Source organism: Geojedonia litorea (assembly GCF_042654525.1).
In the GTDB taxonomy this organism is placed as follows: Bacteria; Bacteroidota; Bacteroidia; order Flavobacteriales; family Flavobacteriaceae; genus Geojedonia; species Geojedonia litorea.
Genome location: NZ_JBHSGP010000013.1, coordinates 1 through 15121, shown reverse-complemented (window position 1 = coordinate 15121; position 15121 = coordinate 1). Strand labels below are relative to the sequence as shown.

The window sequence follows — 15121 nt, the reverse complement described above, 5'->3', positions numbered from 1 at the left end:
TATTAACAATCTAGGGCTGCTATCCTAATTTAGAAATAAATTGAGGCGTTTTCTCTTTCCATTTCTTATAGTACGAGTATTAACTAAAAAACATTGGTCGCCCATTTTTATGTTTTTATCGCCTTTGTTTTACTCTCTGTCGCTATTTTAAATACTGCATAGAGATATGAACTAGATTTAATACTAAATTTAAATGTTTAGGTCATGAAAGCTGTATCAAAACTATTCTTTTCCCTCTCGATTTCTTTAATTCTTACCAATTGTTCAAAGGATGACTTACCATCAGAAATCGAGACACCGAACGTACAGGATAACAACACTTCTATTAGTGTGACACCTCAAACCCCTATGGAATCACTTGCCAGTATCGGCGCGGTTGCTATAACAGGGTATCCAAAAAAAATTATAAAGTTTTCAAATGGGAGGATTGACTCTTGGGCTCATTACTATTTCAGATCCGATGGAAATCTACTTAAGGTAAATTATGGATACTCGAGCACATCGTCCATATTTTCAAATTATTACTATTATGACAATGAAGGTAAAATCGTGCGATTGGAAGGCTGGGATGAGTTTGATTTTTATTGGGAGAATGGACGTATCATAATGGTGAAAGGGTATAATGCGGCGTGGCATGGAAGGTATGATATGTTCTATGACTACAACGATCAAGGGCAAGTCATTCAAAAATTAGTAAAGTATCATGATACTACTCCAATTTCTTTACAAAAACTGAATTTCACCTACTTCATTGACGGCAACCTAAAATCAATTGAGGACTATGGAGATTATAATGAAAGCGGAGTTTTTGAACTTTATACCACGACAAATTTTGACAATTATATAACGTCGAGAAATCTGTTTATGGATTTAGAAATTATTCCAGGACAAAGCGAACTTCACCAATTTCCTGGTTCGAAAGAATTTAAGCACTTTACGTCGTCAGGATACGATTTCTATGAAACATATGTATACAAATATGACAGCAGTGGAAGGGTCATTGAAAGAACAAATGGTAATACCAAAATTGTGTATGAATATTATTGATGTTAAAAGTTTATTGTTATGAACACAAAACGGGTGGCAACCCAAAATGCAAAGATGTTTACAGCTGTATCTCAAACTAGGATATATTGTAATTTGCTAATTTTAGTTAGTTCGCTACTGCTGGTCATTGCTTGTACTAAAAGCGAAGATTTAGAAATTATTGGTGATGAATTTCCTGTGGAGAATGAATCTCCTATTGATAGCAGCCCTCTTATTGCCAATGCCGGTGCAAATCAAACTATAATACTCCCTACTAACTTTGTGAATCTTGATGGTAGCGCATCATCCGATTTAAAAAATGCTATTGTCAGTTATTCTTGGTCAAAACTATTGGGCCCCGATGAATACAACTTTACAAATGCCAATGCAGCACAAACGCCAGTAACAAATTTAGTTGAAGGCCTTTATCAATTCCAGTTAACCATTACTAATACCTTGGGCGATTCGGCAAGGGGTGTCGTCTCGGTATCGGTTATCCAGAATAGTACGGCGATATACGGTTCAAGTAGCGCTATTAATTTAATGTTGCCTATAGATTGGGTCGTATTGAATAATACCCCTTCAGGATCTTCGTCCAATATCACAGGAATGTCATGGAAAAAGATTAGTGGCCCTGGAAGTTACAATGTATCCTATTCAAACTCCGCATATACAGTGCTATATAACCTAGTAGAGGGCCATCATCAATATGAGCTAACGGCTAACTACCTCAATGGGTCGGTTAGTAAAGACACGGTAAATGTAAATCTTTACGATGTTAGTATAATTCCTCAAAATGCCAAAGAACTAATAATCGAGAATGTGAGCTGGACGTTTCCATGGTATGCTACATTGCCTATCACCGATTTCTATGGCCTTATCCCAAGGGAATCATTGTTTAGAATTTTTGTAAGGCGAGATGGTAGTTCAAATTGGGAAGATGTACCTGGATGGAGTATGTCAAGTACACAAAACACTTTATATGATTATTTTATTGAGCGAAGGCTTCCCGATGGCGCAGGAATGTATACTAATGGAAGCCTATACATTTCCTATTTTGGTTCTGATACCCTTGATACACCAGATATAAAAATAGTGTATTGGTGATAAGTGGATTAGCACTGAGCCACAACATCAAATTATGCGGGTCAAATAAAATAGAAATGGCAGATTCAATTATTGACAGTCCTGTATTTTGTATTAAAAAAAAGCATACATTTAGTATGTCCTTGATTACAAATTGGCTTAATGCTAAAATTGGTGAAACGGTAAGGAACAATCCCCAAATTGAATATGGTTATTATGTATTTTATAGCACTATTCAATTTGGGGATTGTTATAGCTAATAGGCCTTATAAAATGTTGGTTTTTGATATGACATGGCATCTTGTGCAATTATAAGATGCTTGACTTAAATAAAGTTTTATTAAAATCGAATAGTATGAAAGCATCAGTCCTGATAAGCCTGACCACCATTCTTTTTATGCAAGGTGTTAAAGCACAAACCGAGAATGAGGATAAAACTATTGCCACCGATACCCTCTCTGAAGTTGTCGTCACAAGCCTTTTACGACCAGAAAAAATAACGCGTGCGCCTGCTGCAATACAGGCGGTAACTATAGCTGACGTTGAACACTTTGCAGGCTCTAACGTTGGAGAGCTGCTCTCAAGACTTCAAGGTGTTGAATTTACACGCTATGGTGTTGATGGCACCACATTTAATGCCAGAGGCCTCAACAGTGCCTTTAACTATAAAGTACTGCAGATGGTTGACGGTCGTATTAGCACCGCCGCCTTAAGTGGTAACTTGCCGGTGTTCAATAATGGCACAACTATAAAAGATGACATACACCAACTAGAAATTGTGCTTGGTCCCCAAACCGCACTGCATGGACCCAATGCGCACAATGGTGTGTTTAATACAATTACAAAAGATCCGCGACGCTATCCTGGAACCTCCGTATCCTTAAGTGCAGGCAGTCAATACCAATTTAGTGGCAGGTTTCGGCATGCCCAGAAAATTGATAACCACTGGGCGTGGAAAGTCACAGGAGAGTATGCTACCGGACAGGAATTTGATTTTATAGATAGTGTGTATGTTGGCATGCCTTCTAAAAGTATCAAAGAGCGAAATGTTGATTATGATTTCAGGCACATCCGTGGTGAAGCCCATGTGTATTACAACATTAACCCCAAAACCGAAATAGTCGTCTCCAGTGGGGCAAGCAACAATAACTTTTTACAGGTGACCACAAACGGGCGCAATCAAATGAGGGGCGTCACTTATACCTTTCTCCAGGCCAAATTCAGAAGTCCGCATTTCTATGCTAATGTGTATAACACTTGGGGCGATCTAGGTAAAAGCTATAATATTCCAGCTTACACGCAGGTGTTCTGGACGCGAACACAACCAGGTCCTGCTATGTTACCACCAGATGAAGCCGAACAATTTGCTTTAAACAGTACACGTTTTAAAGAGAAAAGCAGACGCTTTAATGCCGATGTGCAATATAATACTCATTTTTCAGAAGCAGGATTGTTTCTGGTGGCAGGATTGGACTTTGAAAATTCACGTCCTAATACTACTGATGGGACGACCTTGGTAGGGGAGCCCAACGCTATTTCGGTATCGCAACTAGGAGCCGTTCTTCAATTAGAGAAAAAGCTTAGCACCAACATGCGGCTTATTGGTGCCCTTCGGTATGATAGCAATGACAATTTTAAGGATTTAGCAGCACCTAAACTCACTTTAGTGAAGGATTTTGATCAAGGTTCAATTCGCTTTGGATGGGCTAAAGCTTATGCATTGCCATCCATACAAAGTCAATATGCCAGTATAAGGGATTTCTTTTTTGGTAATGGCGGTACAGGTGTAGCTTATATTCCCAACAATTCGCAGGTGAATGATCCCAACTCGGTCGTTTCAACACAGCCTTTAAAACCTGAAGAAGTGGATACCTGGGAAATTGGATATAAAGGTCAGCCTCTCCAAAAACTTTGGATCGATGCCAACGCCTATTATGGCACCAGCAAAAACTTTATTACGCCCTCTTTGCCAGTAGGAGGTAGAGCCCTTTCGGTGAATGGTATAAGCGTCACCCACAACCCTATGTTTGCAGGCACCGAAAACAATGGCACCCTTCAAGGCGCAACGTTTTTTACCTTTTTCAATTATGGTAAGGCCAAAGTTTATGGCTTGGATCTCGGTGTTAATTATACCATTTCACCCTCTGTTCAAATGGCTCTTAAATACTCTTGGATGAACGCTGAATTTGATGAAAACGATGCCAATAGAGACGGGGTCATTTCAAGCGATGAGAAAAGTATCAATGCACCAAACCACAGAGCTGTGGCCTTGTTAACTGTTCAAAACCTTTGCAAGCAACGCTTGGCGCTCACTTTTGGTTCTCGTGTAGTGCAGAAATACGACTTTTATAGTGGCAGTCAAGTAGGCAGCGCAGAAGGAGCAGGGACCAGAACCCCACCAAAAAACTTCAATTATGGACCATTAGGAGGATTTAGCACCTTTGAGATGAGTTCAGACTATCGCTGGAGTAAAACCGTCACCCTTAATTTTAATTTGACCAATATTTTCAATACCAAACAAATTGAATTTGTGGGTGCGCCTTCTATAGGTCGATTGGCTATGGTAGGAGTAAAAATATCGGACTGATATTTATGGTGAATTAAAAATGATACATCAAAAAGAATTTTTTGCAAGCCCAACCCAACCCATCCCTCAAGAGCAGAACGGCCAAACCAGCCAATAGAATGGTCGTAGTGATTATAAAGGAAGCGTCACCAATTTACAGACCTTAATCCCATAATCTCCAATACTGAAGATTTCATAGTCAAGAATATGTTCTACCACTTCCATTTGTTTATGATTATTTAAGTTTAAAAAATGACTTAACTAGAAGGTGAACTAATAAAAAAGACTAAAAAACCCCATTTGTTATGGGTTAATTACTAAATTTAAAAATATAATTATGCCATATTAAAAAGAGAATTCATTTGACCTAGAAGTCTGTTTGGTTTATAATATAAACATCCATGGAACAATTTGACGCTTATACCTTAATCATAGCAGCCTCGGTTATCGTTTTGATTTCTTTCTTTTTCGTAGCCTTTGCCAAACGTACCAATGTGCCGTCGGTATTGTTATTGATAGGTTTAGGTGTTGGTATTCAATATTTATTGCAGTATCTAAATATCGCAACTCCCAATTTCTTTTCTGTACTGGAAGTATTGGGGATACTAGGACTAATTATGATTGTATTGGAAGCGGCATTAGATCTGAAGCTAAAAAGAGATAAGATTGGCACTATAATCAGTTCCTTTTTTATTGCCACACTTGGTCTTGGCGTCTCTTTTGTAGTTGCAGGACTGATACTTTATTACATGGTTCCTGGTATGACTTGGGCACAGGCCTTACTATATTCAACCCCTTTATCGATACTTTCTAGTGCCATAATCATTCCAAGCGTAAGCAACCTTAATGAAAAGAAACGTGAATTTCACATTTATGAGAGCACATTTTCAGACATTATTGGCATTATGTTGTTTTACTTTCTGATAGGCTATTTCGAAAATGAAATGGCAGCTTCGGCCGGTCTTGCCACAGGCAATCCAACAGGCGCTTTTGTAATTAACCTTTTTGTAACCCTAATCATTTCACTGGTTGCAAGTTACCTCATACTCATTGTGTTTCAGAAGATCAATTCAGGGGCCAAGCTCTTTGTGTTGATTTCGGTATTAATTTTACTTTATTCCATTGCCAAAAAATTTCATCTTTCTCCATTAATTATCATTTTAATTTTTGGTCTGGCCGTTAGTAACTCTGCACTATTTTTCAGAGGTCCCTTCAAACGGATGTTGAATCCTGAAAAATTCAAACAGATGGAGCATGGACTTCATGATCTCACGGCAGAGACTGCTTTTATTGTACGCACCTTCTTCTTTGTGATTTTTGGAGCCAGCATCATGTTCTCCAGTCTTTTTAGCTTGGAAGTTTTAAAGGTCAGCCTAGCGCTCATAGGATCAATTTTCATCATTCGCTTTTTGCTGCTTCGCATATTTATTGGAAAGGATATTTCACCGCAAGTATGGATTGCACCTAGGGGATTAATAACGGTTCTGTTGTTTTACGCCATACCCATTTCCTTTCAAACTGAACTTTTTGATCCTGGTATTCTACTCTTCATCATCATTGCCACTGGCATCTTTTTGACCGTTGGTCTCATTGTCCATAGCATTTCGAAAGAATACGGTCCTAATTCGGCCATTACGCCTAAATTACAAGACACCGCTTATACAGTTTCAATAGATCCCTCCACCAGTGTCCTAAAACGCTTGGTGATCAAAATAACGGTGTTCTATAAATTTAAGATTCTCTACCCCATCATTCACCATCCCTATTATTTGGAACTGAAAAAACGTGTAAAAAGTTTCTTTTTAAAGGCTACACGTGCTCTTGGCGTCAAACCCATCTTTGCCAGGGAAAGTAAGATATTTGCAAAAAGATTGCGAACCGTTATACAGATCATCAGAAACCCTGATGGCGTAAAATTAAAGGAGAACAAGGACTACATTGGCCTTAAAAAATATGTTCGAAATGTCATTTTTGAAACCAATAATCTGGAAGGGATATTGTTTGATATTACCATTTTTACGCTTATTATATTGTCGGTTGCCATCGTCATGATTCAGAGTGTTGGCGTTTCCCCTTTTTGGGGCGGCGTATTGTTTTCCCTCGAATTCATTATCACCATTATTTTCACGATAGAATATATTCTCCGTATCTGGACATCAATCAAGCCCAGGAAGTATGTGTTGAGTGCCTTTGGCATCATCGATCTGTTGGCCATTCTTCCTTTATTTTTGGAGTTGATCTTTGTAAACACCTATTCTCTCGGAGCGATTCGATTATTAAGGCTGCTCAGAATCTTTAGGGTGTTAAAATTGGCGCGTTTTCTCGTTGAAGCCGATGTTCTGGCCAGAGGCATTAAAGCCAATGCAAATAAAATCTTTGTATTTCTTTTTTTTGTAGTTATTGTCTGTACCATTATGGGCGCGGTGATGTTTGTCGTTGAAGGGCCAGAAAATGGATTTAGCAATATTCCGCATGGGGTGTATTGGGCAGTGGTCACCTTAACCACTGTAGGTTATGGAGATATTTCTCCGAGTACACCAGTTGGGCAGTTTATATCAATGGTTATTATGGTTTTGGGTTATTCGGTGATTGCAATCCCTACAGGTTTGATAGCCGCTGGTGTTTCTAAAGCTTCAAAAGAAACGAATCCAGAACACAAGTCTTGTCCTAAATGCAAATCTGAAGATCTTGTGACGGACTCCAATTATTGTAGGATATGTGGGACAGATCTAACTGAAAGCTTTCCTCTGAAGTAATAAATTGAATATTCCGAATTTTATTATCAAGTTAAAGACATTCAAAATTAAGCCTTTAATGCTTTGGATTTTGAATGTATCGCATGAAGATTAATCCACCAATAATCAATTATCAATACAACACCCAACACAACTTCTCGATACCTTTCCGCTTGCAGCGATAACACTCGAAGTGACAATGAGATTTCTCACAGAATTACACAACCCTCTTGTTATGACGACACTGTCGCCAAACCCGACGATTTTCAGACATAACGAGCGCACAATAAGCATAAGGTGTTACCATCAAGAACTACTAGATACATTTAAAAAGAAACACTATTATAAATGCTTATACGCGAGTGTTACGAAGTAATGTCCTAAAATCGTCTTGATCTTTTGGTTCGTTTTGCATCAAGGCAAAATGAACAGAAAATAAGCGTTTGAGTAAGTTATTTACAACAATGCATGCAGGTATAAAAAAGCAATCCTACACCACTTCTCGATACATTCTCGCCTACAGCGCGAACACTTTAAGTGACAACCTTGTTATCTCATGATAGCGATCTCACATTCCCAAACCAAAACTGTTTCAAACAAGCCTTTAACATATAATAACCCTAACTATCATTATTTTAGCGTACCTTTACCTCGTTAGCGAGTTGAACAGCCTTTCTTTATCTAATTTGTACCCCAATATTATTTAATTCTTTGCTTTCTTCATTACTTTAAAAGCCCCTATATATCAGGCTTTTACGACACAAGACTATTTTGGATGAGTCCCCAGCCGTCTCTTTTCAAAACACCTTTATTAGTAGTCTAACACTGTACCGCATGTTACACACAGCCTGGTATAGGCTATGCTATTATGGTACAAGACTTATGAACAAAAAAGAACAGCAGTATGGAACATCCAACGTTTTCTCGAACAATGGATAACGATTTTTCAAAAACGTTAAGGCGCCGAGTGAATCAGTATTTCAAATCGAATAACATCAGCAGGAATGCCAATACTCAAATGGTGTTCAAAACCATCATCATGCTCGCCTTGTTTTTTATTCCTATCATTCTCCTGTCTACAGGACTGATTAGCAGTGTGTGGTTACTTTTTACGCTCTATATCATTAGTGGTCTGGGTATGTCGGGCATAGGCATGGGCGTGATGCACGATGCCATTCATGGGTCGTATTCCAAGCATAAACACATCAATACCCTTTTGGGTTATACCTTTAATCTTATCGGCGCTAATGCGGCGGTATGGAAAATTCAGCACAATGTGTTGCATCACACGTATACCAATATCGATCAGGCCGATGATGACCTTAATGCGCCCTTTTTTCTGCGCTTTTCACCACATGCCAAGCACTATTGGCTGCACCAATTTCAGCATATTTATATCTGGTTCTTTTATGGTATATCTACCATTTCATGGATTACCACTAAAGACTTTGTTAGAATTAAACGCTATAAAGCAATAGGCTTTTTCAATAAAAAATACGAATACCAAACCACACTGTTGAGCATGTTAAGTTGGAAACTACTTTACTATACCTATGCGTTGGTATTGCCAATGCTTATGGTGCCTCAAGCCTGGTGGGTTGTGCTTCTGGCCTTTATAAGTATGCATTTTATAACTGGTTTGCTGGTTAGCATTGTGTTTCAAATTGCGCATATTATGCCAACCAATAGTTTTCCGTTGCCTAATGAAAAAGGAATGATTAAGGCCAACTGGCACCAACATCAATTGGCAACAACCACGAATTTCGGACCAAAGAGTAAACTGCTTTTTTGGTTAGTTGGTGGGTTAAACTACCAAATAGAGCACCATTTATTGCCCGATGTGTGCCATATCCATTATAAAAACATTACCGGTATAGTAGGGGAGACTGCAAAAGAATTTGGGATGCCCTATCACGTTAAAAAAAGCGTGTACCATGCCATACTAGATCACGTTAAAATGCTGCGCTGGTTAGGACAAAAACAGACTGTGGGCGCTGTATAAGACCACAAGAATACCGTTTAATACTAAAAACAGAACTCATGATTAAAAAAATGATACAAAATTTAATGAACACAAATAAATCAACACTAAATACAATAACAATGAAAGAAGGTACAGTGAAATTTTTTAATAATGCCAAAGGATTTGGTTTTATAAAACTGAATGATTCGGACGAAGAAATTTTTGTCCATTCAACAAATTTAATTGACGACATCAGAGAGGACGATAAAGTCACTTTTGAAGTTGAAAAAGGAGAAAAAGGACTATCGGCCGTTAAAGTGAGTTTAGCTCACTAAACAGGATACGTTTACAGTATATAGCAGTTATTTGCCCTGAACACCGGCAGATCGCTGCTATTTGTGTTTAATGCACTTTAGTGTTAAACATTGAATAAGATTAGTTTCACTGAGCTTAATAGATTCCTCACTCCGTTCGGAATGACACAAGCCACTTGCCATGGCGACACGGTCGCCAAACCCGACGATTTTCAGACCTAGCGAGCGACAATCAAAAAATCAAGGTCACAAGCCATATAGGAACATTAGAAGAGCAATAAAAACTAAATCATTAAAGTAATAACGCGAGCGTTACGCAGGCATCGAAAATGACTGTGGAAGGTCCTAAAATCGTCTTGATCTTTTGGTTCGTTTTGCATCAAGGCAAAATGAACTTAAGAAACAAACCATCCAACACCACTTCTCGATACATTCCCGCTTGCAGCGCGAACACTCGAAGTGACAAAAAACGATAACTACCTATTAAAGATGAACTATCTTATCAGTTATTAATTCCCAGTTTGCGCATTATAACTTGCCGATGTTTTAGCACCACTACTATCCCAATACTCCCAAGTGGCACTCGTATAGCTTATGGTCATCTCATCTAATAATTTACCGTCAGGACCGCGGTCGGTTCCTGTAGTAATCCCATTAATTCTGGCACGTTTTAAGGTTAATTTGTAATACACGCGACCATTAGCAACAAGGTCCAATTCCAGCTCGGGAATTACCTGTCCTTTAGCACAGAATTCCATTAACTTGGGTGTAGATTTGTCAACGGCTTTACTAATGGTTAAATCATGAAATGCCATAGATGCCCGCTGACGCGTCGCTCCAGTTGGCGAGGTCTGTTGCTCCAAGCCATGACTAAAACTTTCAATAACAATCCAGTCTTTATGCGCACGATCGGTAGATTCACCTTTAACATCTGCGATTTTAATATAATAGCTGCTTTGTGCAAAACATACACTTACACAACACAAGATCATTAAGCCGAGTACTACAATTACTTTAGGTTTCATAAGGTTTTGATTTATAGGTCTATATACGAGTAAAAAGATACGAAAAAAATATGATGCTATATCTATTTCCATAGAGTTGGTCATTCCACCACAACTTCGTGATACTTTCTCGCTTGCAGCGTGAACACTCGAAGTGACAAAACAATCGCTTAAAATAATAACATAGGTAGTGGTCTCTACAAAAACACGTAAGCTAATCCCCACATTTTTAGGCATTAAACAAAAAAAACCTGTAGTTCATCGTGTTTTTTAAGTATTTCATCCTATATTAGTAGCGTCAAACCCATAACTAAACCCTAATTGACCTATGAAACGCTTAAAAGGTTTTGGTATTCCAGTACTACTTCTAATCACCTTATATGTGGTGATCTCGAGTGTGAGCAAGTCGGCTAACGCTGCCAACAACAGCACATCCACGACTGTCCAAACCCAAAGCACTTCACTTGTTGATGACACTGCACAACGATTATATAGAGGTCGCCAACACGAATTAAAGCAAGCCTTAACGCGTTATTTTGATGCCGCCATCGCTTCAGGAGATTTAGTAGGAGCAGGGGTAAGTATTGTACAAGGTGATTCGGTCCTACTGTCTGATGGCTTTGGAAAGCGCCATGTCAAACAACAGGATAGGGTAGACGGGCAAACCGTATTTCGATTAGGTTCCCTTTCAAAAGGCTTTGCCGGCGTATTGGCCGCACATTTAAAGTGTGACGACCAGTTAGATTGGAATGATAAGGTGAGTGATTACCTCCCTGAATTTCAGTTTGGCAATGGCCGCATGACGCATCACATCACGCTAGCACATATTTTATCACAGACCTCTGGTGCACCTTACCATAGTTATACTAATTTAATAGAGGCAGGACTGCCTTTAACCGACATTGCCAGCAGGTTTAATGCCGTTACTCCAATAAGTGCGCCTGGCGCCTTATACAGTTACCAAAATGCCATGTTTGCGCTTTCAGGTGAGATCATGCATAAGGTTGCCGGACAAGATATTAGCAGTTTATTAAACGATCGCTTTTTTAAACCTCTGCAAATGGATCACACCTCAATGGATTATGATACCCTTGCACAGGAAGCCAATGTCGCCATGCCGCACGCCAAACGTCGCTATGGTTGGAATCCTTTAAAGCTTAACGACCATTATTATAATGCCATTGCAGCGGGTGGTATCAATGCCAGTGCCGAAGACATGGCCAAATGGATGCAGTTGCTACTAGGGCGTCATCCCGAAATCATGGATAAAACCGCTTTACAAGAAGCCTTTAATCCATTTATAGAAATTAAGGGACACGGAAAATACTACCAACGTTGGCCAGGCCATATGCGTTCGTATTACGGTTTTGGATGGCGTATACATACATTTGAAGAGCAGCGTCAAGAAAAAACCATGTGGCATCATGGCGGTAGTGTGAACGATTACCGTAATGAAATTGCTGTATTCCCAGATTCCGATTTAGGGATTTGTGTATTAATGAATATGAATTCAAAATTAGCGAGTCGGGTAATTCCAGACGTGTATGCCATTGTAACTCGTATTTATAAGGAGGCGGAAGTAAAATAGTAAAAACCGAGATTGTTTTTATATTAAACTCAATATTTTACTACCCTAATGAATGACCATTAGCACTACTAGATAATCTTCAAACTATTTTTAAATCCAATAAATTATCGCATTAAAACATTCACTTAAAAGTATCTTAAACTTTTATTAATAGACAATGAAACTCTTTAAATTGTTTTGAGATAAAAAATTCACCAACTCATATTTGTTAATTATACTTTTGGACCGTTTTGTTTAATGCTAAATAAAATAATTAATTAAAGTTTTAGAATCTCAATGATTTAAAAAAGTAAAGATAATATGATTCATCGTTCATTATTGTTCATTCGTCTATACATATTTGTGTATTAGTCTTATTTATTAAATAATAAGCTAATACTAAACTTAATTTTGATGTTAATCATCCTACTTTATTTCAGCATTATCTGCTTAATAAAGGATATGTAACATTAAATAAATATGTGTAAGCTATTTTTTTATAAGCAATTAAAATATACTTGTATTGGAGGCCTATTTTATGTGCTTTTTTTAAATAATTTAACTGTTAATGCTCAAGACAAGTACTTTACGTCATCAGTTGTAACAGAATATGAAACTGATGATTCTGCTTATTCTATTGATGAAAATTTTGCAACAAAGGCTTCCATTCGAACCTATTCAGGTGATTTTATTACAGGAGCTAACGACTATGAAGGCTTTTTAGAGGTTGGATATCTTAACCCATTAAATTCAGACCAAACTACTTACATTAAAATTGATGCTGAAGAAGATTTTTTGGCAACATTAGCAGCAGGTAGTCTGGCAACTGCATTGGGAGCGGTTACCAATTCCGTAATTAATGGCGGTCAAGAATTTACATTTGAAGTAAAAAAGGATAACAATATATTAATTACAGCAGAATCGCAAGTTGAAAATGATTTTGCACGATCTGGTGTACGTATCGTTTTAGATGGAAATAACGATACCTACATACTTGTTAACCCTTATTTAATTAATCCATCTATTACAGATTATAACCGATTTAGGCTAACCAATAGACTCGGTAACAGTGTTGTACAATTTGGTGTTTCTAGATATTTGGGCTTATATGAATCTTATAATGCACTTATTGGTGAAAGTTGTGGTTTTGCATCTTTTACCTCTTTTGATGGTCAAGGATTAAGCGTACAGGCACTTCAAGACGGCGCAGGTGTTTCTAATCCACATCATATTATAGATACTGATTTAAATAATTTCTCTACGTTAAGTGTAGGCACCGCAGGAGCAGGAGCTTCTATCCAACAAACGGCTTATTTTGAAGAGCCTTCAACCGCAAATGAGAATTTTAAAATAAGGTTTGCTATTTCTGCTGATGTTGCTGAAATTGAAGTGATACCCGATGTGCAAATTACTGGTTATTTTAATGATACCGAAGTTTTTAGTGCGGGTTTAACCGATTTACTTAACCTCGATTTATTAGGAGGCGCTTTAAATGGTGGTGCTCCTTTTACTATTTCCTTACCTGCAACAGGTGCTGTAAATAGAGTGGAAGTAAGAATGACACAAACAGTTTCTGCTGATGCTGGCACAGAGTTTAGACTCTATGATATAATAAAAACGCCTCCGTTTCCAACAGTAGATAAAAGTTTACCAGCAAATGGGTGTGTAGGTGAGACCATTGATTTTATAGGAACAGTTTCGCCATCCAATATAAAAATTAGATGGTATGATGCTGAAATAGACGGGAATTTATTGGCAGAATTGAATTCTGGAGATGCCTTTACAACCCCAATAATTTCAGAAAACACAACATTCTATATAGCTTCATCTGAAGATGGATGCCAAACAGAAACCATCCGTCTACCAATAGAAATTATAGCAAACCCGAATCCAACAGCATCCGATATAAATTTGGCAGGAAATGATACTTCTCATTGTACTTCCGAAACTATTGTACTTACCCCAAGTAGTAGTATTGGTACAAATTTTACATGGTATTTCGATGCGAATAAAACAAGCCCTATAGTTTCAAATTCAACAGTGAGTGGGGTAACCTACACCATTGATGCTAACAATGTATTAACTATTGATGGCCTTTCAGAAGCAAATAGTCCTATTAGTTATTTTGTAAGTACGCAAAACGACAGTTCTGGTTGTGAAAACATTCCTGGAACATTGAAAGAAGTAAATGTTATTATTGATGACTCTGCACCTAACTCCGATTGCGATAATGATGGTGTGATATATTCTGAAGAAATAACCAACGGCACCGACCCATTAAATGCAGACAGCGATGGNAGTGACCCGAATAACGATTCTGATGGTGATGGTTATACCAATGCCGATGAAACGGCAGCCGGTAGCGACCCTATGGATGCAAATTCCAAACCTTTGGATACCGACAATGATGGCATCAGCGATGCCACCGATACCGATGATGATAACGATGGAGTATCCGATACGGACGAAGCAACCAACGGCACCGACCCATTAAATGCAGACAGCGATGGCGACGGCATCAACGATGGAGCAGAAGGCACCACCGATACCGATGGTGATGGTACGATTGATGCATTAGAATCCAACACTGCCGATGCCGATAACGATGGCGTTGTAGATTCCCAGGATGAAGCCAACACAGACCCAAATAACGATACCGATGGTGATGGTTACGGTAACGCCGATGAAACGGCAGCAGGAACTAATCCATCAGATAGTAACGATGTACCACAAGATACCGACAATGATGGCATCAGCGATGCTACCGATACCGATGATGATAACGATGGTGTGTCCGATACGGACGAAGCGACCAACGGCACCGACCCATTAAATGCAGACAGCGATGGCGACGGTATTA

General features: G+C 38.5%; 9 protein-coding genes. 8 read left to right on the top strand and 1 reads right to left on the bottom strand.

Annotation, left to right across the window (positions count from 1 at the left end):
* The first annotated feature begins 204 nt into the window (after positions 1-204).
* The 6 genes from ACFO5O_RS07580 (at position 205) to ACFO5O_RS07555 (ending at position 9711) form a co-directional block, all read left to right on the top strand.
* Complete coding sequence (locus tag ACFO5O_RS07580) at positions 205-1047, top strand: hypothetical protein (protein ID WP_387962477.1); 843 nt, start codon at positions 205-207, stop codon at positions 1045-1047.
* A gap of 18 nt (positions 1048-1065) precedes the next feature.
* On the top strand, positions 1066-2133 hold the full coding sequence (locus tag ACFO5O_RS07575; RefSeq protein WP_387962475.1) for a PKD domain-containing protein: 1068 nt from the start codon (positions 1066-1068) through the stop codon (positions 2131-2133).
* Between the two features lie 334 nt (positions 2134-2467).
* The gene (locus ACFO5O_RS07570; protein ID WP_387962473.1) at positions 2468-4699 is read left to right on the top strand and encodes a TonB-dependent receptor plug domain-containing protein; all 2232 of its coding nucleotides are present in this window, start codon (positions 2468-2470) and stop codon (positions 4697-4699) included.
* A gap of 380 nt (positions 4700-5079) precedes the next feature.
* Positions 5080-7434, top strand: coding sequence for an ion transporter (locus ACFO5O_RS07565; protein WP_387962471.1), 2355 nt, complete (start codon positions 5080-5082; stop codon positions 7432-7434).
* Between the two features lie 883 nt (positions 7435-8317).
* Complete coding sequence (locus tag ACFO5O_RS07560) at positions 8318-9415, top strand: fatty acid desaturase family protein (RefSeq protein WP_387962469.1); 1098 nt, start codon at positions 8318-8320, stop codon at positions 9413-9415.
* A 101-nt stretch (positions 9416-9516) separates the two neighbouring features.
* Positions 9517-9711 carry a cold-shock protein gene (locus tag ACFO5O_RS07555; RefSeq protein ID WP_387962468.1) on the top strand — a complete coding sequence of 65 codons (195 nt, stop codon included), beginning with the start codon at positions 9517-9519 and terminating at the stop codon, positions 9709-9711.
* 488 nt (positions 9712-10199) lie between these two features.
* On the opposite strand, the gene ACFO5O_RS07550 is transcribed toward ACFO5O_RS07555, so the two are convergent.
* Positions 10200-10919, bottom strand: a complete 720-nt coding sequence (locus tag ACFO5O_RS07550; RefSeq protein ID WP_387962466.1) for an Hcp family type VI secretion system effector — start codon at positions 10917-10919, stop codon at positions 10200-10202.
* A 103-nt stretch (positions 10920-11022) separates the two neighbouring features.
* Between ACFO5O_RS07550 and ACFO5O_RS07545 the strand changes: the two genes are divergently transcribed.
* On the top strand, positions 11023-12282 hold the full coding sequence (locus ACFO5O_RS07545) for a serine hydrolase domain-containing protein (RefSeq protein WP_387962464.1): 1260 nt from the start codon (positions 11023-11025) through the stop codon (positions 12280-12282).
* A 459-nt stretch (positions 12283-12741) separates the two neighbouring features.
* Positions 12742-15121 (top strand): immunoglobulin domain-containing protein (locus tag ACFO5O_RS07540; protein WP_465253851.1); only part of this gene is annotated, 2380 nt, incomplete at its 3' end.